Below are 23,481 nucleotides of genomic sequence, written 5' to 3' on the forward strand. Positions count from 1 at the left end.
ACTACACTTAATTGCTCCCCTCCCGGGGAAAATGCCATGTCCAACATCCGACCACCGCAAGGCAAGGTTGCTGCCTCGACAAGCAACGCCCGTTAACGGTGGCCTTTTACAGGAGGACACGTAATGGACGAGGCCAAACTCAATGACTTCATGGGCAAGCTGGTTTCCGACATGGGCGGAGCGGCGATGCTCGCGAATATGATCCTTGGCGAGGAGCTCGGTCTGTACAAGGCAATGGCCGACAGCCAGCCCATCACCCCCGAAGTACTCGCAAGCAAGACCGGCTGCAACGCCCGCCTGCTCCGTGAATGGCTCAGCGCCCACGCGGCATCCGGCTACATGGAGCACATCAACGGACAGTTCCGTCTTCCCGAGGAGCAAGCCCTGGCATTGGCGATCGAGGATTCCCCGGTCTACGTGGCGGGCGGTGCCATGGTGGTAGCGGCGTTATTCCATGACAAAGACAAACTGGTCGCCGCCATGCGCGGCAATGGCGCACTTTCCTGGGGCGATCACCATCCGTGCATGTTCAGCGGTACCGAGCGCTTTTTCAGGCCTGGCTATCGGGCGCACCTGGTAGCCGAGTGGCTGCCAGCGCTTGCGGGGGTGGTCGACAAACTGAAAGCTGGGGCCAAAGTGGCGGACATCGGCTGCGGGCATGGCGCGTCGACAGTGATCATGGCGCAGGCCTTTCCGGCTTCGCGTTTTGTCGGCTTCGACTTCCACGCACCGTCCATCACCACCGCGAAGCAACGCGCGGAGGAAGGTGGCGTGGCGGATCGCGCAAGCTTTGTCCAGGGCACGGCCAAGAACTACCCCGGCAACGATTACGACCTGATCTGCTACTTCGATTGCCTTCACGATATGGGTGACCCGGTAGGCGCTGCCAAGCATGCGTATCAATCGCTCAAACCGGACGGAACGGTTCTGCTGGTGGAGCCTTACGCCAACGACACCCTCGACGAGAACATGACCCCGGTGGGACGGTTGTTCTACGCCGCGTCGACCTTCATCTGCACACCCAACTCGCTGTCACAGGAGGTCGGCCTTGGTCTTGGGGCGCAGGCTGGAGAGAAGCGCCTGCGTGATGTGTTCACCGAGGCGGGGTTCAAGCATTTCCGCCGGGCGACGGAAACGCCGTTCAACCTGATCCTCGAGGCACGCAAGTAATAGCGTGATCGACACCCCGGCATGGCGCCGACTGTGTTGGGCGCCATGCCGGGGTGTATCGGTCAAATTAGCCGTTAGTGGTCGATCTTGGTCGTGGATATGCCGGCGTTGCTCAGACCTTTTGTGTTGTGTACGCCAGGTGTGGTGTTAGCGATCGCAGTGGCCTTGGACAACCCTCTGGTATCTTTAGAGTGCGCCGCTGCGGAAGTGGCCACACCATGACCATTGTCATCATTGCGAATACTTCCGAAATGGTTGCCGTTGAGGCCTCTATCCCTGACGGCTTTTCCGTCATGATCACGACTTAGTCCCTTACTGACGGATTTTCCGACGTGATTACTACTGAGCCCCTTGCTGACGGCCTTCCCGTCATGATCGCGATTGAGCCCCTTGCTGACGGCCTTCCCGTCATGATCGCGACTGAGCCCCTTGCTGACGGCTTTCCCGTCATGATCGCGACTGAGCCCCTTGCTGACGGCTTTCCCGTCATGATCGCCACTTAGCCCCTTGCCCGCTCCAATCCCGCCGCCCAATCCACCGGAATGACCAACACCGCCATCACCGCCACTGTGACCACCGCCATTACCGCCGCCGTTGCCACCCCCGTTACCGCCGCCATTACCGCCGCCGTTACCACCTCCATGACCTCCGCCATTACCGCCGCCATCTTTTGCATAAGCAGAAGAGATCGGGGATAGCCCACCAGGAAGCATGGATGCTCCTGCAAGCACCAAGCTGCACACTGCAACGACCATCAAATTTTTCTTCTTAATAAACATGATGCCTCCAGGCGGTTCGATTCACCCCAGTGAGACAGGCTGCTTGAAATTAGGTTCTTGGTTCGCGATGAATGGCAGGCTCATCAGTAGTGAATCGCTACCTCACAGTCCGCTCCTAAACTTACCCCTCACCGCCGACCAAGCAATCAGCAGCAAATCTTTATCTGTATATCCATACAGATAAAGGTTGCCCAAATTCACATCACTGCGCATTCTGTGCACCTTCCAGACCTGCAAGAAATGATGGTGGTTATGCGGCTGTTCCTGTGTGAAAAACCCTCCCAGGCCAAAGATATCGCTGCGGTGCTCGGCGCCAACCGCCGTGGCGACGGCTGCTGGCTGGGGCCGAACATCACAGTGACCTGGTGCATCGGCCATCTGTTGGAAACCGCTCCGCCGGATGCCTACGACGCCCGCTACAAGCGCTGGGTGCTGGCGGATCTACCGATCGTCCCCGAAAAGTGGAAGATGCTGGTGAAGCCGAAGACTGCCGGCCAGTTCAAAGCGGTCAAACGCTTGCTCGGCGAGGCCCAGGAACTGGTCATCGCCACCGACGCCGACCGTGAAGGTGAGATGATTGCCCGCGAATTGGTAGAACATTGTCGCTACCGGGGGCCGATTCAACGGCTCTGGCTATCGGCTCTGGACGACGCGTCGATCCGCAAGGCCCTGGCGGCCCTCAAGCCCGGAGCCGACACGTTCAGCCTTTACCATTCGGCACTCGGACGCTCGCGCGCCGACTGGTTGATCGGCATGAACATGAGCCGGCTATTCACCCTGCTTGGGCGTCAGTCTGGCTATCAGGGTGTTCTTCCAGTAGGCCGCGTACAAACGCCGACCCTGCGGCTGGTGGTGGATCGCGACCGCAGCATTGCCGATTTCGTACCGGTGGCGTATTGGGCCATTGAGGTACAGCTGCTGCACGACAACACGTCTTTCACCGCCCATTGGCGCGCAGCGTCAGACGTTTGCGACGAGCACGATCGTTGCTTGAACCCAGCGCTGGCCCAGGAGGCTGCAACGGCAATGCGCAGCGCCAAAAGCGCCAAGGTGATCAAGCTGCGTACCGAGCGTATGCGCGAAGTCGCACCGTTGCCCTTCGATCTGGGCACGCTGCAAGAAGTCTGCTCGAAGAAGCTGGGCCTGGGCGCTCAGGAAACTCTGGATATCGCCCAGGCGTTATACGAAACCCATAAAGTCATCACCTACCCGCGCAGTGATTGCGGCTACCTGCCGCTGAGCCAGCACAGTGACGCGCCAAAGATACTGGCGGCTCTGGGGCGTGCCGATCCGGGTCTGGCCGACCTGTTCAAACACATCGAACCACAGCGCCGCTCGCGGGCCTGGAACGATGCGAAGGTCAGTGCCCACCACGGCATCATCCCCACTGGCGCAAACAAGGACCTTGAGCGTCTGATGGGCAAACAACGCGCCGTCTACACCTTGATTCGCGCGCGCTATCTGGCACAGTTTCTGCCCAATCACGAATACGATCGAACCCAGGCCGACTTCGACTGTGCCGGGCAGGCGTTGCGTGCGGTGGGCAAGCAGATCGTCGAGCCTGGCTGGAAGCGCGCACTCCCCGAAGCACTGGCGCCCGCCAAAGGTCGCGAAGCACCTGCCCCGCAGACATTGCCGGCGCTGGTCGAAGGCTGCGATTGCAGCATCGCCAACGTCGCGCTGAAGGATCTATGGACCCAGCCGCCAAAGCCTTTTACCGAGGGTGATCTGATCAAGGCGATGAAGAACGTCGCCAAACTGGTAGAGGATCCGCTGCTCAAGCAAAAACTCAAAGACACCACCGGTATCGGCACCGAGGCAACGCGTGCTGGAATCATCCAGGGTCTGCTGGATCGAGGTTATCTGGTCAAACACGGCAAGGCATTGGCGGCCACCCCGGCGGCCTTCAGCCTGATCGATGCCGTTCCGCGAGCCATCGCCGATCCCGGCACCACCGCCATTTGGGAACAGGCACTGGATATGGTGCAGAGCGGTGAAATGAGCCTGGAGGAGTTCGTCGCCAAACAGGCCGCCTGGATGAGCAAACAAGTGAGCCGATGTGTCGGCCTGCGGCTGACCATCAGCGGCCCGGCAAGTCCAGCCGGCCCTGGCGCGGCCCCCTGGAAAAACAAGCGCAAGACCGCCAAGCGCAAGACTGCGCCTCCAGCCAAGCGCACAGCAAAACCAAGTCCTCGAGGTTGAGTCGGTTGCCAAACTCGACGCCTGGAAGCGTAATCGCCGGAATGCATACCGGCGATACGTTGAACATTACGCTTGGGCAGCGCCCCCTATATCCAGGATGACTTTTTTGCCTTGTATGGCATGAGCGACAGCTTCTTTGATTTGGTCAATTGGATAGGTTGCTGCGATGGGTTGCACGATGGCGTCTGGGCCACTAATCAAACCGGTCAATTGACGTAACGTCGGAATGACCTTCGGAGCCATTCGCTCACTGTACTCAAAAAAGGACTCAATGGTGAGATCACCTGCAATCATGACTCCAGCGGAAATTTCCATCGGCTTAAGCGTAACTGCACCGTAGACAACCAGCTTCCCTTTGGGGCTCAGCGTCTGTAGCAAGCGACCTGCAGCGGGACCACCCAACACGTCCAAAGCCAGGCGGATGTTCAAGTCCTTCAGGCGTTCTTTGGCAACCACCATGTCTTCATCATCAACAATTACATAGTCGCAACCGCGTGATTTGACGATCTCCACGTCTTCAGCGCGACGAACCAGCCCCACTGTCTTCAGACCCTTTTTCTTCGCGAGTGCAAATAGCCACTGCGATAACCCGGAAGTTGCCGAGTTGAGGGAGATCGCATCACCAGGCTTAAGGTCCACGTATTCACTCAACAGCAGCGCAGCGGTGACCGGATTGATTGCCATCATTGACACTTGCTTGGGATCTGCATCGCTGGGTACCACTACCAGTTGATCTGCTGGCACCAGCAGGCGCTGTTGAAAGCTCTTCGCTGTCGGCGGTAGAACGACCCGTTCTCCTGGTTTCACTGAACTCACACCAGCCCCAACCGCGAGGACTATCCCGGAGCCCTCATTTCCGATTGTGGCCGGTAGTTCAGGCTTCCAGAGATAAATTCCCCAGGGAACCATTAAGTCATTGAAATTAATGGGGGCATATTCAACACCGACCAACGCTTCACCTGGCCCAGGCGCAGCTGGCTCGGGAATATCGCGCATCTCAAGATTTTCAACCGCATCGCCGTATCCGATTAACTGGACCGATTTCATCGTCTAATACCCCTGTATGCCGGATCGATATTGGTCGATCCGCCGCGAGGAGACATAATGATACTGATCACAATCAAAAATCAATGATAGCGATCGATTTTATTAAGCGGTTTATTGAGGTGCTACGTGAAGGTCAGCAAGGAACAGAGTGCTCGTAATAGGCAGGTACTGATCGAAACAGCCGCCCGGCTGTTCAGGGAACGCGGATTTGACGGCGTGGGAGTCATGGAGATAAGCAAAGCTGCCGGGCTGACACAGGGAGCATTTTATGCTCACTTCAAGTCCAAGGAGGCGCTGGCGACTGAAGCCAACCGCTACTTGCAACAGGAAAGTCAGAACCACTTACTGGCAGTCAAGGGAACGTCCAGTGATGACCTGCAAGCCTATGTCGAGCTTTACGTATCCAAAGCCAATCGGGACGGCCCGTTTGGCTGTCCGATGGCTGCATATGCCGGAGAGGTCTGTCGTCAAGGAGATGAGTTGCAGGAAATGTTCACCGAGGGCCTGGAAGACATGGTTAACACTCTACAGGCAACGTTACCCGCAGACCTGGCTCCTAATGAGGCAAGACGCAGGGCTCTGACAATCGCGGTGACGATGATAGGTGCGGTGACGTTAGCGCGTGCGAATCGCCGCACGCCCTCGTTCTCTGACGAGATACTAGCCTCTATCAAGCAAGAACTGCTGAGTAACAAATTGAATTTGCTGTCTATAACACCGGACACAGCCCCGAGCGAACCCGATGGGCAAAGTTGATCTCGGATGGCTATGATTGGAGTCTATGACACCTTCTTTCCAGATCCGACAACCCTGTCCGCCCGGCGCCTGCAACTGCGGGCGTGAACGCTTGCTGGACGCACCCGACGCTGATCTGCGCATCCTGAGCCTGTCCCGCCCTGAGGAAAAGCGTCTGCTCGAACGTCTGGAAAATCTTCAGAGCCTGACCGATCTTGAGCATATGCAACGTCGGATGTACGAGCAGTTAGGCATCCGCCTGGAAATTACCCCAAGCTTCAACGAAGTGCGAACCATGCGCGGTATCGGCATTCGCATCGACGAACTGCCCGGAATGTGTCGCAAAACTCGCCAGTCGATCCCGGCAGCGATTCGCCGCAGCCTGGAGAAGCACCCGGAGATTGCCTACAAGCTGCTTGATACCCACGACCTCTTGCGCGATGCCTGAGGCGCCCCGAAAAAGGTGGGCGATCAAAACGCTAACTTATAGCCAATAAAAACCAGCATGACGGCCAGGCAAGGACGCAGTACTTCGTCAGAAATGCGGCCAGATAAATGACTGCCCATGTAAATCCCTGGCAGTGACCCTATCAGCAGGTAGCCCAATAAATGCCAATCCATATTACCCATGCTCGCATGGCCCAAACCGGCGACCAACGTCAGGGGCACTGCGTGGGCGATTTCTGTACCCACTAAACGTCTGGTGGGAAGAAACGGGTACAAGATGAAGAGCGCCACTGTACCCAATGCGCCGGCACCGATGGAGGTTAATGCCACCATTGTGCCGAGTATGACTCCAGTGACTACAGTCAGCCCGTTCAAGCTCGAATCGCTGAGTTTGTAGTGGTCGCCGGCATGCTTTTGGGCAAACGCCAGCAACTGCTTTTTAAAGAAAATAGCCAGCGCCGTCAGCAACAAAACGAAGCCCAATGCCTGCTTGATAACGGCATTCATCGCTTGTGGATCAGTGTGCAGGCTTTTCAAAAACCACAGTGTAAGCGCTACCGCCGGCACACTACCCAGTGTCAGCCAGCCGGTAATTGGCCAGTCGATATTGTTGTTCTTTCTATGAACTAATACGCCACCGGATTTGGTGATTGCAGCGTATAGCAAGTCCGTTCCGACTGCGGTTGCCGGATTAATACCGAACCACAAAAGAATAGGCGTCATTAAAGAGCCACCGCCTACACCGGTCATGCCGACAACAAACCCGACAATCAAGCCAGCAACCACAAAACCAACGTTACCGAAATCCATCATCAAGACCTGCAAATCAAGCGCGGCGACATAAAATCTAGCCGGCAGCATAGCGAATTTTCTTATAATCTTTTATACCAATACGATCTTACTTTATAACTTTTCATCTAATGCACGTGATACTCAAACACGCTCTGCACCGCGATCGAATCAGCGATGGGAAGGTCAACGCCCCGTAATACGATAGACACAGCGTCGCGAATCACTGAGCAAATGCTCCTCCCGGATAACGGTTGCGCCCTGCCCGACAATTTCCTGGAACAACTGCAGCTCGGAGCGGCAGAAACCTTGGCAAGTGCGGGCGGCCGCACAAATCGAACAGTGGTCCTCAATCAGCAGCCAGTCCGTGCCGTCACGCTCGACGCGCGCCATGTAACCCTCCTGTGTGCGTATCGTCGCCAGCTGTTCCAGTCGTTGCTGCAAGGAGTCACCTGTGCAGACCTGGTGATAGATCGCCCGCGCGTCCACTTCGCGCTGGGCGATTAAACGATCCAGACCTTCATCCCCGAAAATCTGCCGCACCGACCCTATCAATTGCACGGTCAGTTGGGCGTGCGTATCCGGGAAGCGCTTGTTGCCAGCCTCGGTGAGTACCCAGTTCTGGTGGGGACGTCCAACACCGGAGGCCGCTTCCTGTCGCCCCTCGATCAAGCCCGCCGCCAGCAGTTTCTGCACTTGCTGACGCGCCGCCTCCGCAGTCATATCCAGCGCTTGGGCGATCGCTGCGTTTGAAACGGAGCCCTTGGTTTTGATGAAAAACAGGATGCGATCCGACGTCGGCAACGAGCTTGAATTATCCAAGCTTTCTCTTGTGTAACTCAATGCAGCCACCTATTATCCAAGTCAATGCTTGGATATTAAGCGTTGGTTATCCACCTGTCGAGGGAACGCGAATGCACACTGATTCACTGACTGTCACCGCCTGGGGTGACTTGTTGCGGGGCAGAAATGGCTTGCTGGCGCTGGCACTGATGGGCGGCGTGGCACTGCATGCAATCAACGTACACATCGTCACCACCGTGTTGCCGTCGGTGGTGCAAGACATTGGCGGACTCGATTGGTACGCCTGGAACACCACCCTCTTCGTCGTGGCCTCCATCGTCGGTGCGGCGCTCTCTGTCTGGCTATTGGCGATGCTGGGCCAACGGGGTGCCTGCGTTGCCGCGCTGGCAGTGTTCGCCTTGGGGTCGGCCGGCTGCGCGCTCGCGACCTCAATGCCATGGATGCTGGCGGGTCGAAGCGTGCAAGGTCTGGGAGGCGGCACCCTGGCGGCGCTGAGCTATGCGTTGATCCGGGTCGTATTCGAACCGCGGCTATGGCCACGTGCGGTGGCGCTGGTCTCGGGCATGTGGGGGGTGGCCACGCTTTGCGGGCCGGCATTGGGCGGGCTGTTCGCCCAAGCGGGACATTGGCGCTGGGCCTTCTGGACGCTACTGCCGGTGGCCCTGTTGCAAGGGCTACTGGTCATTGGGCAACTGCGGCCAGCTGGCGATCGCAACGCCTCCGTGGACGGCGCTCCGCGCATTCCTTTCCTGCAGATCGGGCTGCTGGCAACCTCCGTTTTGGCTATCGCGGCGGGTAGCCTTTCGGCGGCGCTGATTTGGCAATGTATCGGTGTGGCCGCTGGGCTGGCATTGGGTATGAGCGCCATCGTGTGTGATCGGCGCGCCACAGTGCGCTTGCTGCCTGTTGGCGCAACCGCACTCGGCAAGCCACTTGGCGCCGTCTATGCAAGCGTGGCCTTGCTATTAATCGGCACCACAGCGGAAATCTTCGTGCCCTATTTCTTGCAAATACTGCATGGCCTGACACCTCTGGCGGCAGGCTACCTGAGCGCAGCGATGGCGGGCGGCTGGAGCCTGGCGTCACTGTTTTCATCGGGCCATAACGGTGTCAACGCGGCACGCCTGCTGCGCGCCGGTCCAATGCTCTGCGCGGCAAGCCTGCTGGCACTGGCGGTGCTGATGCCGGCGAGCGACGATCTGCCTGCGGCTGTGCGCACGCTTTTCTGCGGTCTGGCGCTGGCCGGTGTGGGTGCTGGCGTGGGCATTTGCTGGCCGCATCTGCTGACACGGGTGCTAACCCTGGCACCGCCCGGCGAAGGCGGCATGGCATCCGCCGCAATCACCACGGTTCAGCTTTATGGCATGGCCGTAGGTGCGGCCGTCGCGGGATTGGTCGCGAATACGGCAGGGCTCGGCGGACAAGACGGCATCGCCGGCACACAGTCGGCTGCCGTGTGGTTGTTCGCCAGTTTTGCTTTGGCGCCCGCGCTGACGGTGCTGCTGGCACGCCGGATCAGTCAGACAGCGCACCGCCACCCTGCTCACACTCCATCACCCTTGGATAAAGGGCGCGCCTGAGGGTTGTTGCGTGAGCAGACCCAAGTGCCGCATTCTCCCTGCTTCAAACGTATTGCGATGGATAGCACTGGGGGAAGTAGGGATGTTCGGCACACTGTTCAAACGCATCAATAAGGGCAAGGCTGCTTTGCTGGTTTGTCTTGTGACATCGGCGGCCTGTGGGGCCGAGACATCAACCTTCCCCGATGCGGCGGCCAGTGATCCGGCGAAGCTGGGCTGGATGGTCGGCTCACCGCCGCCCGCCGATCGCATCGTTCGCTTTGAAGATGGCAGCTATTTCCGCTTCCCGGCCATGCGCTGGAGTGTGTCGAACTTCCGCCAGCTGATGCCTACCGTCAACGTCTCGCGGGGCCTCGGAGCGCCGGCTGCATTGCCTCAGGCGTTGCGCAAAGACATCGATGCCGTGCGTTTCGTGCCGCTCGGCGCAAAGGAGCCGTTGACCTGGGAGCAATCGCTGGCGGCCACCTACACCGACGGGATTGTTGTCCTGCATCGTGGGCAAATCGTGTATGAGCGCTACTTCGGCGTGCTGAAGCCGGACGGCCAGCACGGCGCAATGTCGGTGACCAAATCAGTGATTGGCACCCTCGGGGCAATGCTGGTGGCTGAAGGTCGTCTCGACGCCAACAAACGCGTTGCGGACTACGTACCGGAGCTGGCCCAGTCCGCATTCGGCAGCGCCACCGTACGCCAAGTGCTCGACATGACCACGGCGCTCAAGTACAGCGAGGACTACACCGACCCGACCGCAGAGGTCTGGGCCCATGCTCAGGCGGGCAACCCTTTGCCCAAGCCAAAGGGCTACACCGGACCTCGCAGCTACTACGAGTTTCTCCAAACGGTGCAACTGCAAGGGCAGCACGGCAGCGCATTTGGCTACAAGACCGTCAACACCGACGTGCTGGGTTGGGTGATCGCCCGGGTGACCGGCCGCAACGTCGCACAGTTGCTGTCAGAGCGCATCTGGAGTCGCCTCGGTGCTGAGCAGGATGCCTACTTCACCGTTGATTCGATCGGCACCCCATTTGCCGGTGGCGGTCTGAATACCGGTCTGCGGGACCTGGCGCGCTTTGGCGAGATGTTGCGCAACGATGGCCGATTCAATGATCAGCAAATCGTGCCCAAAGCCGTGGTGGATGACATCCGTCGCGGTGGTGACAAACAGGCGTTTACCAAGGCCGGGTACTGGCTTTTGCCAGGCTGGAGCTATCGCGCCATGTGGTGGGTCACCCACAACGAAGACGATGCCTACATGGCCCGCGGTGTTCATGGCCAAGCGATCTACATCGACCCCAAGGCTGAAATGGTGATCGTGCGCTATGCATCGCATCCCGTGGCGGGCAACGCGGCCAACGATCCGGTCACGCTGCCTGCCTTTGATGCGCTGGCTCAGCATCTGCTGCAAATTTCACGGCCAGCCAAATGATCGCAGAGGGACTTTCTCTGCTTATCGACTACGGTGTTTATCTGCTTCCAGGTCTGAGCCTCTGTGCCCTCTGGTTCTGGCTGACACCGAAGACACAGCCGGGTTTGCGCATTGTCATCCTGCTGCTCACCTTCGTGCTGATGCGCGATGTGATGACCCCGCTACGCTTATGGTCCCTGAGTGGCGACGTGCAGATCGGCTTTATTTCAAATCCCTTTGTCGTGGCCACACTGGGCGTCCTGTCGCTGGGGATCATCGCCGCGTTGGCACGGATCGCCCCAGAGCTGTGGGAACTCGTCGTCTGGAGCAAGGGCAATCTGGCCGTCGGACTGACCCTGGGTATCGCTGCCGGGTGTGCGATCGGTGTTCCGCTGCGGCTCTATCAGGGAGCTGACATAGCCGAAATGGCGGGTTACTGGCCGTGGTTGCTGGGCATGGCCGTGCTCGCCTATGGCGGCAATGCGCTGGAAGAGGTGCTGTTTCGCGGGTTCCTGCAAGGTCATCTCGAACAGCACACCACTGCGCTACGAGCAGCCCTGATCAGCGCTGTCGCCTTCGCGGCCTGCCATTCGTTCCTGGCGCTGAGCGTCACGCGGATTGGCTGGCCGATTCTGCTGTTCACGCTGATTGAGGGCCTGGCCTGTGCTTTCGTGCGCATGCGCTACGGCGTAATCGCCGCCACCGCCGCGCATGGGACTGCGATATTGCTCATTGCTGTGCCGATGTGATTGATCGCTGATCGCAAGCCCCCCCCCGCGCTTAACAGGCATTCCCCCAAACCCGATTTACACCCACGTCCAGCAATGACGACCGGATCCCGCGCGCCTCGTTTTGATATTTATATTTTCATAAATTTGATTTATGAAATAAAACGTGTCATTTATAGCCTCACAAAATCATCAGGACTGATCCACCGCGCCAGATCGGACGGCATGACCGGCACCACCCCAACGCCCCTCCAAGGAGTCAACAATATGAACAAGACAGAACTTCTAGGTGCTCTGGCACTGTGCGCTGCAAGCTTCCTGGCACACGCCGACGAAGACAGCCTGCGTATCGGTATCGAAGCCGCCTACCCGCCCTTCTCCTATAAGACTCCGGAGGGCAACGTCAGTGGTTTCGATTACGACATCGGCAACGCCCTGTGCGAAGAGATGAAGGTCAAATGCCAATGGGTCATCCAGGAATTCGACGGCATGATCCCGTCGCTGAAGGTGCGCAAGATCGATGCCGTGCTGTCGTCGATGTCGATCACCGACGACCGTATGAAGTCCGTCGACTTCAGCAAAAAGTACTACCACACCCCAGGCAAGTTCGCGATGAAGGCCGGCAACGTGATCAACGACCCGTTGGTTGATCTCAAAGGCAAGAAACTCGGCGTGCAACGCTCCTCGACCTACGACCGTTTCGCCAGCGAGCAGCTTGAGAAAGCCGGGGTCGAAGTGGTGCGCTACTCCTCACAAAATGAAGCTTTCCTGGATCTGGCGTCGGGTCGTCTGGACGCCACGCTCGCAGACATCGTCAACACCGATGAGAGCTTTATCAAAACGCCGGCGGGTAAAGGTTTCGCACTGGTGGGGCCGGACATCAACGACCCGAAATACTTCGGCAGAGGCGCCGGGATCGCCGTGCGTAAAGGCGACAGTGCGAACGTTGCACGTCTGAGTGCAGCGATTGACGCGATCCGCGCCAATGGCAAATACCAGCAAGTGATGGCCAAGTACTTCGCGTTCGATATCTACGGCGAATAAGTTTACCCGTGACCCCGGCGCCGGCCCGTTGCAGGCGTCGCTTTTGGCTTGTCTCGCGCGCCTCGCGGCGCTCGTTTGAGGAACTTCATCATGCTCCACGGCTACGGATCGAGCATTCTCGATGGCGCCTGGCTGACCATTAACCTGGCCCTGACCTCCATGACCATGGCCATTGCCCTGGGTCTGATCGGCGCAGCCTTTCGGTTGTCGCCGATCAAATGGCTGGCAATGCTGGGCGAAGGTTATACCACCCTGATTCGCGGTATCCCTGACCTGGTGTTGATCCTGCTGATCTTCTACGGCGGCCAGGACCTGGTGAACCGCATTGCCCTTGCGCTCGGTTACACCCGCTATATCGACATCAATCCCTTTATCGCCGGCGTCTGCACCATGGGCTTCATCTTTGGCGCCTACCTCTCGGAAACCTTTCGCGGTGCCTTTATGGCGATCCCTAAAGGTCAGGGCGAAGCTGGCGCGGCCTACGGCATGAGTGGCGCGCAGGTGTTCTGGCGGATTCTGGTGCCGCAGATGATTCGTTTCGCCATTCCCGGGTTCACCAACAACTGGTTGGTGCTGACCAAATCCACCGCGCTGATCTCGGTGATCGGCTTGCAGGACATGATGTTCAAGGCCAAGAACGCAGCGGATGCAACCCATGAGCCGTTTACCTTTTTCCTCGCGGTGGCGGCGCTTTATCTGATGCTGACCAGCCTGTCGTTGCTGGTGCTGCGCTACCTGGAAAAACACTACTCGGTCGGCATCAAAGCCGCCGAACTGTGATTGGGAGCAACCCGATGATTCTCGACTACAACCTGATCTGGGAAAACCTGCCGCTGTATTTCAATGGCGCCTTGTTGACCCTGAAAGTGCTGCTGATTTCCCTGGCCTTTGGCCTGGTGCTGGCGATTCCATTGGCGCTGATGCGGGTATCCCGATCACCGCTGATCAACTTCCCGGCCTGGCTTTACACCTACGTGATTCGCGGCACGCCGATGCTGGTGCAACTGTTCCTCATCTATTACGGCCTGGCGCAGTTCGCAGCGGTACGCGAAAGCGCGCTCTGGCCTTACCTGTCCAGCGCGACTTTTTGTGCCTGCCTGGCCTTTGCGATCAACACCAGTGCCTACAGCGCGGAACTCCTGGCCGGCAGCTTGAAGTCCACGGCCCACGGCGAGATCGAAGCCGCCAGGGCCATGGGCATGTCGCGCTTTACCCTGTACCGCCGCATTCTCCTGCCGTCGGCCTTGCGCCGGGCGCTGCCGCAGTACAGCAACGAAGTGCTGATGATGCTGCAAACCACCAGCCTGGCGTCCATCGTCACCCTGGTCGACATCACCGGGGCCGCGCGTACGGTCAGTGCGCGGTTCTATCTGCCGTTCGAGGCGTTCATCACCGCCGGCCTCATTTACCTGGCCCTGACCTTCATCCTGGTTCGTCTGTTCAAGCTGGCCGAGCGCCGCTGGCTGGCGTATCTGGCACCGCGCAAGCACTAAGGAATTTTATGAAGCACATTCAATACCTCTTGCCGTGGAGTGCCTCGGGCACTGAACGACACCTGTCGCTGTTTCGCTTTGGCAGCGGACCGCGCAAGGCTTACATCCAGGCCTCCCTGCATGCCGACGAGCTGCCGGGCATGCGTGTCGCTGTTGAACTCAAGCGCCGTCTACATGAGCTGGAAGAACAAGGCTGCCTGACCGGGGTGATCGAGCTGGTGCCGATGGCCAATCCGATCGGCATCGCACAGATGTTCCAGGCCACCCATCAGGGTCGCTTCGAGTTCTCCAGCGGGAAGAATTTCAATCGCGACTTCCCGGAGCTGGCCGAAGCCGTGGCGCCGCGACTGGAAGGTCAACTGGGGGAAGATGCCAACGCCAACATCGCGCTCATCCGCCGCGCCATGGGCGACGCCCTCACGGCCATGCCAGCAGCGACATCGGAACTCGATGGCCTGCGTCGCTTGCTGATGCAGCATGCCTGCGATGCCGATCTGGTGCTGGACCTGCACTGCGATTTCGAGTCGATCATGCTGCTTTACGCCATGCCGCAAAACTGGCCACATTTGCGCTCATTGGCCGCCCGCCTGGGCGCTGGCGCCGCCCTTCTGGCCGAGGGTGCGGGTGGCAACGCCTTCGATGAAGCCTGCGCGATCCCTTGGTTACGTCTGGCCGAGCTGTTTCCCAAAGCCAATATTCCGTTGGCGTGTGTGGCCACCACCATTGAATTGCGCGGCATGGCCGACACCGAGCGCGAGCAATGCGTCGAGAGCGCGGAGGCCATTCTCGGCTATCTCGCCGAGCAGGGCCTGATCAGCGGTGACTGGCCGACCGCTCCACCAACCTGCTGTGAAGCGACGCCATTCGCCGGCGCGCAGTACGCCTATGCGCCGCACCCGGGTGTGGTGAGTTTTCTGCAACCGCTGGGCGCCCGGGTCACGGTCGGCGATCCACTGTTCGAAGTGCTTGATCCGCTGACCGATCGCCACAGCGTGGTGTGCGCCAGTACCGACGGCATCCTCTATGCCCGCGAACGTCTGCGCTTTGCCCAGCCCGGACTGTGGCTGGCCAAAGTGGCCGGCAGTACCCCTATTCGCCAGGGTCGCTTGCTCAGCGACTGATTCCAGAGAGTGGAAACCATGTACAAACTTGAAGTTCAGGATCTACACAAAAGCTACGGCACACACGAGGTGCTCAAGGGCGTGTCCCTGGAGGCGAAAGCGGGTGACGTGATCAGCATCATCGGCTCCAGTGGCTCTGGCAAAAGCACTTTCCTGCGTTGCATTAACCTGCTGGAGCAGCCCAACGCGGGCAACATCGTGCTCAATGGCGAACAACTCAAACTGGTGACCAACAAAGCCGGCGGGCTCAAGGCTGCCGAGCCCAAACAGCTACAACGCATGCGTTCGCGGCTGTCGATGGTGTTTCAGCACTTCAACCTCTGGTCGCACATGAGCGCCCTTGAAAACGTCATGGAAGCCCCGGTGCATGTGCTCGGTATGGGCAAGAAAGAAGCCCGGGAAAAGGCCGAGCACTACCTGAACAAAGTCGGCGTGGCGCACCGTATGGAGGCTTATCCGGCGCATATGTCCGGCGGCGAGCAGCAGCGCGTAGCGATTGCCCGTGCGTTGGCCATGGAACCGGAAGTGATGCTGTTCGATGAACCGACGTCGGCACTCGACCCCGAGCTGGTCGGCGAAGTGCTTAAAGTCATGCAGGACCTCGCCCTGGAAGGCCGCACCATGGTGGTCGTGACCCACGAAATGGGCTTCGCCCGCGAGGTATCGAACCAGTTGGTGTTCCTTCACAAGGGCCTGGTCTGCGAGCGCGGCAACCCGCGCGAAGTGCTGGTCAACCCACAGTCCGAGCGCCTCCAGCAGTTCCTGGCCGGTAGCTTGAAATAACCCTGCCCGTCCCCTCACCGACCGTTGGTTCAGCGCTGCCCACCAACGGTCGGCTTCGGATACACTCCAGCCAACCTTATGCCAGGGCGCCAGCCTTCTCTAACCCTCAGGAAATGTTGAGCCGGATATGCCGACCCCATCGAAAAACACAACGGTCTATGCCGCACCGGTGATGCGCAAACTGGCGGAAATCGTTTCCGATTTGCAGCCGTCACTGCGCAAGGTGGCGGACTTTATCCTGCGTCACCCGCTGAGGGCCGCGACGCTGACCATCGAGGAGATGGCTCACGAAACGTCCACCTCGCCAGCAGCCGTAAACCGTTTGGCCAAGGCCCTGAACCTGGGCGGCTACACCGGCATGAAGGCCGAGCTGGTGGCGACCTTGCAGCAGATGGTGTCCCCGGTGGACAAACTGCGCAACGAACTGGCGCATCGTCCTGGTGGCGCATTTGGCCTGCATGAGCAAATCCAGAGCGCCAGCAGCAACCTCGCCACTGCCGCGACCAACAACCATGCAGACACCTTTGAAGCCTTCGTCACCCGCCTGATCAAGGCCCGCAAAATTTACATCCTGGGCTTTGGCAACAGTGTCTATTTCGCCGGCCTCGCCGCCTCGACCCTGATGCCCTTCTGTGCGGACGCCACGGCCATCAGCATGGAGGGCGGCAACGAAAACGCCGCTTACCGTCTGGCCGCGATCACTGATCAGGACGTATTGCTAGCGATCTCCCTGCCGCGATATTCCCTCGACACGCTGCAACTCGCACGTTTCGCCAATGAGCGTGGCGCCTCGGTGCTGGCAATCACCGATTCACCCGCCTCGCCCCTGACCGGCATTGCCGAGCATGTGCTATTTGCCCCTGCCGACCATCCGGTATTGACCAGTTCCAACATCGCCGTGCTCGCCTTGATCGAAGGGTTGGTGGCGGGCGTGATGGCGCGCAACAAAGAAGCCGTCAAGCTGGCGACCGAACTGACCGAAAGCGTGATGTCTTACCTGCATATACCCACCAGCAGCAAATCACCGAAAAAGTGAAAACTCTTTCATCGAGTGCACCCCTCTGGATACCCAGAGGGGTGCCATAGGTGTAGGTTTGAGCTTTGATATCAGCTATCGATTTTGCATGCTTATGTATCCCTGACGCGCCGGATACAGTGCAATACAAAGGCCTGCGGGCAAGCGCATCCAGACTCGATAGACTGCTCGACAACCAAACATAGACAGGGGTTGAGCGAATGGAACATGTCGATCACATTTTGATAGTCGATGATGATCGCGAGATCAGAGAGCTGGTGGGTAACTACCTCAAGAAGAACGGCCTGCGCACGACAGTGGTCGCCGATGGGCGCCAGATGCGCGCCTTCCTTGAGTCCACCCCGGTCGATCTGATCGTGCTCGATATCATGATGCCCGGCGACGACGGTCTGCTGCTGTGTCGCGAACTGCGAGCCGGCAAACACAAAGCCACCCCGGTCCTGATGCTCACCGCCCGTAACGACGAAACCGACCGCATCATCGGCCTCGAGATGGGGGCCGACGACTACCTGGTCAAACCGTTCGCCGCTCGCGAGTTGCTGGCCCGCATCAATGCCGTACTCAGGCGCACGCGGATGCTGCCGCCCAACCTGGTGGTCACCGAAAGCGGCCGCCTGCTCGCCTTCGGCCGATGGCGTCTGGACACCTCCGCCCGTCACCTGCTGGATCAGGACGGCACCATGGTCGCCCTGAGTGGCGCCGAATATCGTCTGCTACGGGTCTTCCTCGATCACCCGCAACGAGTACTCAATCGCGACCAATTGCTCAACCTGACCCAGGGCCGCGACGCCGATCTGTTCGACCGCTCCATCGATCTGCTGGTGAGCCGTCTGCGCCAACGCCTGCTGGATGATGCTCGCGAACCTGCGTACATCAAGACGGTGCGCAGCGAGGGTTATGTGTTTTCGCTGCCGGTGGAAATCCTCGGAGCGCAAGAATGATTCCCCCGCTGCACTGGCCGCGCACGCTGGCATCGCGGCTCTCGCTGATCTTTCTGGTCGGCCTGATTCTCGCTCAGGGTCTGTCGTTCGGCGCTCAATTCTACGAACGCTACCAAAGCGCGAAGTCGACGATGCTTGGCAATCTGGAAACCGACGTCTCGACCTCCATCGCCATACTCGACCGCTTGCCGGCCGCCGAGCGCGCGGGCTGGTTGCAGCGTCTGGAACGCCACAATTATGGCTACCTGCTGAGCGAGGGCGAGCCCGGCACGCCCATGGACCTGAACGACGTGCCGATCGCAGTACGTTCTATCAAGGACGCCATCGGCCATGACTATTCGCTGGTCTTTACCGATATTCCCGGCCCGCAGAAACACTTCCAGGCTCACCTTCGGCTCGGCGACGGCAGCCCGGTCACGATCGATGTCAGGCCTTCGATGGTGCCCCTCTCCCCGTGGCTGCCGGTTGTCCTGCTGGGACAGCTGTTGCTGTTGATCGGCTGTACCTGGCTGGCCGTGAGGATCGCCATCCGCCCGTTGACACAACTGGCCCGCGCCGTGGAAACCCTGGATCCCAATGCCCACGCCATCCACCTGGATGAAACCGGCCCCACCGAGGTCGCCTATGCCGCCGTCGCCTTCAACGCCATGCAAGACCGTATCGCGGCCTATCTCAAGGAGCGCATGCAGCTACTCGCCGCGATCTCCCACGACCTGCAGACTCCCATCACGCGCATGAAGCTGCGGGCCGAGTTCATGGACGACTCCCCGGAGAAAGACAAGCTCTGGAACGACCTGGATGAAATGGAGCATCTGGTTCGCGAAGGCGTTGCCTACGCCCGCAGCATCCACGGCTCTACCGAAGTCAGTTGCCGCATCGATCTGGATTCCTTTCTCGACAGCCTGGTCTTCGACTATCAGGACATGGGCAAGGAGGTGCAGCTCAGCGGGAAAAATGCCGCGGTGATCGACACCCGCCCCCACGCACTGCGGCGAGTGCTGGTCAACCTGATCGACAACGCACTGAAGTTCGCCGGCGCGGCAGAAATAGTGATCGAGTCAAAGGCTGACAGGAGTCTATCAATCCTGGTACTGGATCGAGGCCCCGGAATCGCCGAACACGAGTTGGTGGAAGTGCTGAAGCCCTTTTATCGTGTCGAAAGCTCTCGCAACCGGAGCACCGGCGGCACGGGGCTGGGCCTGGCCATCGCCCAGCAGTTGGCGCTCGCCATTGGCGGTTCGCTGACCTTGCGCAACCGGGACGGTGGTGGTCTGTGCGCGGAGCTCGAATTGAATCATCGGAAGAACTGACGACAGCTATGTATCGAACTGTGTATGAACGCCCTTTCGATACACCTTCCTAAGCTTTGAGGGCTGTAGAAAACAGATGAGATACAAACCTGCGTTGAACTATGGGTACCGGCTGACATTGCCCATTCGGCCCCGGAAGGAGTTCAAGTACATGCAGGCAAACATCTCATCAGCCTTGAAGCGGGCATCAACCGCACCATCACAGGCAACCGCAGGGCTCGGGTTGCGCCGCGCCCTGCTCAACGACCTTCGGGATGCCCCCACCGGTAATTTCGACTTTCTGGAAGTCGCTCCGGAAAACTGGATCGGTATCGGCGGTGCCCATGGCGCGGCGCTTCGTTCCCTTGCCGAACGTTATCCCTTGTCCTGTCACGGGCTGTCCCTTTCCTTGGGCGGCACCGCTCCGCTCGACGTGCCTTTCCTGCAGGAGGTACGGATCTTTCTGGATCGCTTCAACGTGCCGCTCTATAGCGAACACTTGAGCTATTGCAGTGACGACGGCCATCTCTACGACTTGCTGCCTCTGCCCTTCACCGAAGAGGCGGTGCATCACGTCGCGGCACGTATCCGCCAGGCTCAGGATGTAGTGGGTCGCCGCCTGGCGGTGGAAAACGTTTCCTATTACGCCGCGCCGCAACAGGATATGGACGAGCTGACGTTTACCAATGCGGTACTGCGTGAGGCCGATTGCGACCTGCTGCTGGACGTCAACAATGTCTACGTGAACTCGGTGAATCACCGGTTCGATCCGCAGGCCTTTTTGGCTGGACTTGAGCCCAACAGGGTCGTCGCCATGCATGTGGCGGGTCACTATGACGAATCCGATTCGCTGAAAATCGACACCCATGGTGCGCCGGTCAAACCCGTGGTGTGGTCGTTACTGGCGCAGGCCTATGCGCGGTTCGGGGCTCAACCCACGTTGCTCGAGCGCGATTTCAACTTCCCGGCCTTCGAGGTGCTGGTGGCCGAACTGAACACCATTCGCCAACTGCAACATGAGGCCCGAAGCGCCCGTCAGGAGGTGATCCATGCTTAATCCGATCTCAGCCCTTCATCAGCAGCAACAGACACTGACCCACTATCTGCGCGACCCCGACCATTGCCCGCCACCCGCTGAGATGGACGTCGCGCGGGCGCAGATTTATCGCGATCTGGTCTTCGAAAACCTGGAGTCGCTGCTGAGCGGTACCTTTCCGGTCCTGGTGATCATCCTCGGCGACGCCGACTGGCGCGGGCTGGTCCGATTGTTTTTGCGCGACTACCGTTCTCCCACGCCTAAGTTTGGCGAAATAGCCAAGGAGTTCGTCACGTTTCTCGCATCGGAGCACCCGTCACTTCAGGAAAAGCCATGGCCTGCGTTCATGGTCGAACTGGCCCATTACGAATGGGTCGAGATGGCGCTTCAGCAGTCTGAATCAGAGCCTCTGCCAACCAGCGATGATCGGTGGCTGCTGGATCGCCCCTTGCAGGTTTCACCACTGGCCTGGCCGTTGGCCTACAGCTGGCCGGTCCATCGTCTGAGCCCCGAGTTCAGACCAGTCGAGCCACCGGCTCAGCCCACCTTGCTGTTGATTCGTCGATCAGAAGACTGGAGCGTGCGCTTTTCCGAGCTCAGCCCACTGGCCTGGCGCCTGCTGCAACGCATCGAGCAATTCCCGACGCTTGCGGGTTGCGACCAGTTACAAGGACTGGCCGTCGAAGCGGGCGTGACCGAGCCGAGCGATTTCATGGACAGCGGCCTGGTCCTTCTGCGACAGATGCACGCCGAGGGCATCATCGGCGTATGAAATTGCGATTGAGGGTTATTTGAGGCTACCCGCCAAAAACTGCTTCAGTCGCTCGCTTTTGGGATGGTCAAGCACGCTGGTCGGTGATCCTTCCTCTTCGACCAGGCCTTGATGCAAAAAGATGACGTGGTTGGAGACATGCCTCGCAAAGCCCATTTCGTGGGTCACCACCACCATGGTCCTGCCCTCCTCGGCGAGCTGCTGCATCACTTTGAGCACCTCGCCCACCAGTTCGGGATCCAGCGCCGAGGTCGGTTCATCGAACAGCATCACTTGCGGCTCCATGGCCAACGCTCGAGCAATGGCGACGCGCTGCTGTTGCCCCCCGGAAAGGTGCGAGGGGTACTGATTCTCGACTTTTTCGGTCAAACCCACCTTGGACAAATACTTGCGTGCCCGCTCCAACGCTTCGCTGCGGCTGATGCCCAACACGCTCATCGGGCACTCGATGATATTTTCCAGCACCGTCATGTGGCTCCATAGATTGAAGTGCTGAAAAACCATCGACAGTTTGCTGCGCATACCCTGCAACTGCTTCGGATTAGCCACACACAGTTCACCCCTTGAATTTTTACGGGTGAGCAGCTCCTCGGCATTCACAATAATGCGCCCGGCAGATGGTTGTTCGAGATGGTTGATACAGCGCAAAAAGGTGCTTTTGCCAGACCCGGAAGAGCCGATGATGCTGATCACATCGCCTGCCCTGGCTTTGAGTGAAACACCCTTCAATACTTCATGGCTGCCGTAGTTCTTATGTACATCTTCAACGATCAATTTATACATTCGAGCATTTCCAATAACAGATCAGTGCGTCTGTGGTTTCAAGTAAGCCAGCCAACGCAATTCGCCACGACGAAACAGCCAGATCAGGAAGAATGCACTGCCGGCATACAGCACCCCGGCAATGCCGAATGCGGTAAAAGAGGCGTAGGTCGCCGAGTTGACATCGCGGGCAATTTTCAACAAGTCAGGCACCGTGGCAGTAAACGCCACGGAGGTGGAATGCAGCATCAGGATCACTTCATTGCTGAAAAACGGCAGCGCCCGGCGCAATGCCGACGGCAGAAGAATCCGCCGATAGAAGGTGAACCGGGTCATTCCATAGGCTTTCGCCGCCTCGACTTCCCCATGGGCAGTCGCCCTTAGGGAACCGGCGAAAATCTCTGTCATGTAGGCACAGGTATTGAGCCCGAACGCCAGCACCGTGCAGTTGAACCCATCACGGAAAAATGCGTTAAGGAAGTCCTGCGTCCGGATCACATGCAAGCTGTACACGCCGGTATAAAAGAACAGCAACTGGATATACAACGGGGTGCCGCGAAACACGTAGGTGTAAAACCAGACGGGTATACGGATCAGCGGGTTGCGGCTGACCCGCGCAACTGACAAGGGGACAGCGAGCAAAAATCCGATCACCACCGAAAGAATGAGCAGCCACAAGGTCATGGCCAACCCGGACAGATGCGGCCCGTCACTCCACAGATAAGCCTGCCAGTATTCTTCAAGGATGCCGGTCATAGCGCAGCCTTCCTGACACCGACCGAATAGCGGTGTTCCAGCCACATCAACACACCGTTGGAGAGCGTGGTAATGCCGAGGTAAATCAGACCGCCGACCAGCGTGAAATAAAAGAACTGCATCGATCCTTTACCCGCATCCTGCGTCGCTTTCACCACATCAGTCAGGCCGATAATCGATACCAGGGCCGTAGACTTGATCAGCACTTGCCAATTGTTGCCAATGCCCGGCAGCGCATGTCGCAGCATTTGCGGAAACAAGACTTTGCGAAAGGTCTTCCCGCGTGTCATTCCGTAAGCCATCGCCGCCTCGATCTGGCCCACCGGAACCGCCTGAAAGGCACCGCGAAACGTCTCGGTGAAGTAAGCCCCGTAGATGAATGCCAGGGTCGCTACACCGGCAAGAAGCGGATCAATATCAATCTGGCCAACGTTCAGCCAGTCAGTGATCCGGTTGAGCAACATCTGCAGGCTGAAGAACAACAGCAGCATGATCACCAGGTCCGGCATGCTGCGAATCAAGGTTGTGTAGCCAGTGGCAAACGTGCGCAACCATCGGTTGGAGGACAACTTGGAACTGGCGCCGAGCAGCCCGATGAGTAACGCAACCAACAGTGACAACAACGCCAGTTTGATGGTGGCCAGAGTGCCGAGCAGAATCTGCGGGCCGAAGCCTTCCAGAAACATTTCACTCTCCTTGTTTTTATTAGAGTGAGGTGAAGGGGAATACTTGAAGCAGCGCCGTCGAAGCCGCTGCTGTGCT

The 23,481-nt window shown here is 58.8% G+C and carries 24 protein-coding genes; 17 read left to right on the plus strand and 7 right to left on the minus strand.

What is annotated here, in order from left to right; translation table 11 throughout:
- Positions 1-123 precede the first annotated feature (123 nt).
- Positions 124-1,170, plus strand: coding sequence for a class I SAM-dependent methyltransferase (locus tag ACN1C3_RS08430; protein WP_419115352.1), 1,047 nt, complete (start codon positions 124-126; stop codon positions 1,168-1,170).
- A gap of 74 nt (positions 1,171-1,244) precedes the next feature.
- Here ACN1C3_RS08430 and ACN1C3_RS08435 read toward each other — a convergent pair whose 3' ends face one another.
- The gene (locus tag ACN1C3_RS08435; RefSeq protein WP_419115353.1) at positions 1,245-1,949 is read right to left on the minus strand and encodes a hypothetical protein; all 705 of its coding nucleotides are present in this window, start codon (positions 1,947-1,949) and stop codon (positions 1,245-1,247) included.
- 252 nt (positions 1,950-2,201) lie between these two features.
- Here ACN1C3_RS08435 and ACN1C3_RS08440 point away from each other — a divergent pair, with 252 nt between their 5' ends.
- The gene (locus tag ACN1C3_RS08440; RefSeq protein WP_419115354.1) at positions 2,202-4,151 is read left to right on the plus strand and encodes a DNA topoisomerase III; all 1,950 of its coding nucleotides are present in this window, start codon (positions 2,202-2,204) and stop codon (positions 4,149-4,151) included.
- A 66-nt stretch (positions 4,152-4,217) separates the two neighbouring features.
- Here ACN1C3_RS08440 and ACN1C3_RS08445 read toward each other — a convergent pair whose 3' ends face one another.
- Complete coding sequence (locus ACN1C3_RS08445; protein ID WP_419115355.1) at positions 4,218-5,198, minus strand: zinc-dependent alcohol dehydrogenase family protein; 981 nt, start codon at positions 5,196-5,198, stop codon at positions 4,218-4,220.
- Between the two features lie 126 nt (positions 5,199-5,324).
- Between ACN1C3_RS08445 and ACN1C3_RS08450 the strand changes: the two genes are divergently transcribed.
- Together ACN1C3_RS08450 and ACN1C3_RS08455 are read left to right on the plus strand one after the other, a co-directional pair.
- The gene (locus ACN1C3_RS08450; protein ID WP_419115356.1) at positions 5,325-5,954 is read left to right on the plus strand and encodes a TetR/AcrR family transcriptional regulator; all 630 of its coding nucleotides are present in this window, start codon (positions 5,325-5,327) and stop codon (positions 5,952-5,954) included.
- A gap of 25 nt (positions 5,955-5,979) precedes the next feature.
- A complete protein-coding gene (locus ACN1C3_RS08455; protein WP_419115357.1) occupies positions 5,980-6,381 on the plus strand; it encodes a hypothetical protein in 402 nt (133 codons plus the stop codon).
- Between the two features lie 23 nt (positions 6,382-6,404).
- Here ACN1C3_RS08455 and ACN1C3_RS08460 read toward each other — a convergent pair whose 3' ends face one another.
- Both ACN1C3_RS08460 and ACN1C3_RS08465 read right to left on the minus strand, forming a co-directional pair.
- Positions 6,405-7,190, minus strand: a complete 786-nt coding sequence (locus tag ACN1C3_RS08460; RefSeq protein WP_419115555.1) for a sulfite exporter TauE/SafE family protein — start codon at positions 7,188-7,190, stop codon at positions 6,405-6,407.
- A 165-nt stretch (positions 7,191-7,355) separates the two neighbouring features.
- Positions 7,356-7,991, minus strand: a complete 636-nt coding sequence (locus ACN1C3_RS08465) for a helix-turn-helix transcriptional regulator (RefSeq protein ID WP_419115358.1) — start codon at positions 7,989-7,991, stop codon at positions 7,356-7,358.
- Positions 7,992-8,083: 92 nt separating this feature from the next.
- Here ACN1C3_RS08465 and ACN1C3_RS08470 point away from each other — a divergent pair, with 92 nt between their 5' ends.
- The 13 genes from ACN1C3_RS08470 to ACN1C3_RS08530 all read left to right on the plus strand — a co-directional run bounded on the left by ACN1C3_RS08470 (position 8,084) and on the right by ACN1C3_RS08530 (position 21,201).
- Positions 8,084-9,553 (plus strand): MFS transporter, encoded by a 1,470-nt coding sequence (locus ACN1C3_RS08470; RefSeq protein ID WP_419115359.1) that lies wholly within the window; start codon positions 8,084-8,086, stop codon positions 9,551-9,553.
- 82 nt (positions 9,554-9,635) lie between these two features.
- A complete protein-coding gene (locus ACN1C3_RS08475; protein WP_419115360.1) occupies positions 9,636-10,979 on the plus strand; it encodes a serine hydrolase domain-containing protein in 1,344 nt (447 codons plus the stop codon).
- Positions 10,976-11,707, plus strand: coding sequence for a type II CAAX prenyl endopeptidase Rce1 family protein (locus ACN1C3_RS08480; protein ID WP_419115361.1), 732 nt, complete (start codon positions 10,976-10,978; stop codon positions 11,705-11,707). Before ACN1C3_RS08475 ends, ACN1C3_RS08480 begins: the two co-directional genes overlap by 4 nt.
- Before the next feature lie 246 nt (positions 11,708-11,953).
- On the plus strand, positions 11,954-12,730 hold the full coding sequence (locus ACN1C3_RS08485) for an ABC transporter substrate-binding protein (protein WP_419115362.1): 777 nt from the start codon (positions 11,954-11,956) through the stop codon (positions 12,728-12,730).
- Positions 12,731-12,820: 90 nt separating this feature from the next.
- The gene (locus ACN1C3_RS08490) at positions 12,821-13,510 is read left to right on the plus strand and encodes an ABC transporter permease (RefSeq protein WP_419115363.1); all 690 of its coding nucleotides are present in this window, start codon (positions 12,821-12,823) and stop codon (positions 13,508-13,510) included.
- 14 nt (positions 13,511-13,524) lie between these two features.
- Positions 13,525-14,223, plus strand: a complete 699-nt coding sequence (locus tag ACN1C3_RS08495; protein WP_419115364.1) for an ABC transporter permease — start codon at positions 13,525-13,527, stop codon at positions 14,221-14,223.
- 8 nt (positions 14,224-14,231) lie between these two features.
- Complete coding sequence (locus ACN1C3_RS08500) at positions 14,232-15,344, plus strand: succinylglutamate desuccinylase/aspartoacylase family protein (protein ID WP_419115365.1); 1,113 nt, start codon at positions 14,232-14,234, stop codon at positions 15,342-15,344.
- Between the two features lie 18 nt (positions 15,345-15,362).
- Positions 15,363-16,127 (plus strand): ABC transporter ATP-binding protein, encoded by a 765-nt coding sequence (locus ACN1C3_RS08505; protein WP_419115366.1) that lies wholly within the window; start codon positions 15,363-15,365, stop codon positions 16,125-16,127.
- A gap of 127 nt (positions 16,128-16,254) precedes the next feature.
- Positions 16,255-17,163: a MurR/RpiR family transcriptional regulator gene (locus ACN1C3_RS08510; protein ID WP_419115367.1), complete on the plus strand. Its 909-nt coding sequence runs from the start codon at positions 16,255-16,257 to the stop codon at positions 17,161-17,163.
- 200 nt (positions 17,164-17,363) lie between these two features.
- Positions 17,364-18,104 carry a response regulator gene (locus tag ACN1C3_RS08515; protein ID WP_419115368.1) on the plus strand — a complete coding sequence of 247 codons (741 nt, stop codon included), beginning with the start codon at positions 17,364-17,366 and terminating at the stop codon, positions 18,102-18,104.
- Positions 18,101-19,414 (plus strand): ATP-binding protein, encoded by a 1,314-nt coding sequence (locus ACN1C3_RS08520; RefSeq protein WP_419115369.1) that lies wholly within the window; start codon positions 18,101-18,103, stop codon positions 19,412-19,414. Before ACN1C3_RS08515 ends, ACN1C3_RS08520 begins: the two co-directional genes overlap by 4 nt.
- Positions 19,415-19,565: 151 nt before the next feature.
- On the plus strand, positions 19,566-20,450 hold the full coding sequence (locus tag ACN1C3_RS08525) for a DUF692 domain-containing protein (protein WP_419115370.1): 885 nt from the start codon (positions 19,566-19,568) through the stop codon (positions 20,448-20,450).
- Complete coding sequence (locus ACN1C3_RS08530; RefSeq protein WP_419115371.1) at positions 20,443-21,201, plus strand: DNA-binding domain-containing protein; 759 nt, start codon at positions 20,443-20,445, stop codon at positions 21,199-21,201. Before ACN1C3_RS08525 ends, ACN1C3_RS08530 begins: the two co-directional genes overlap by 8 nt.
- A gap of 15 nt (positions 21,202-21,216) precedes the next feature.
- On the opposite strand, the gene ACN1C3_RS08535 is transcribed toward ACN1C3_RS08530, so the two are convergent.
- From ACN1C3_RS08535 to ACN1C3_RS08545, 3 genes are read right to left on the minus strand one after another with little or no spacing between them, the layout of a single operon-like run.
- Positions 21,217-21,984 (minus strand): ABC transporter ATP-binding protein, encoded by a 768-nt coding sequence (locus tag ACN1C3_RS08535; RefSeq protein ID WP_419115372.1) that lies wholly within the window; start codon positions 21,982-21,984, stop codon positions 21,217-21,219.
- A 21-nt stretch (positions 21,985-22,005) separates the two neighbouring features.
- Positions 22,006-22,719, minus strand: a complete 714-nt coding sequence (locus ACN1C3_RS08540) for an ABC transporter permease (RefSeq protein WP_419115373.1) — start codon at positions 22,717-22,719, stop codon at positions 22,006-22,008.
- Positions 22,716-23,405: an ABC transporter permease gene (locus ACN1C3_RS08545; RefSeq protein WP_419115374.1), complete on the minus strand. Its 690-nt coding sequence runs from the start codon at positions 23,403-23,405 to the stop codon at positions 22,716-22,718. Before ACN1C3_RS08545 ends, ACN1C3_RS08540 begins: the two co-directional genes overlap by 4 nt.
- Positions 23,406-23,481: the final 76 nt, after the last annotated feature.

The organism is Pseudomonas sp. H11T01 (genome assembly GCF_048515765.1).
GTDB lineage: Bacteria > Pseudomonadota > Gammaproteobacteria > Pseudomonadales > Pseudomonadaceae > Aquipseudomonas.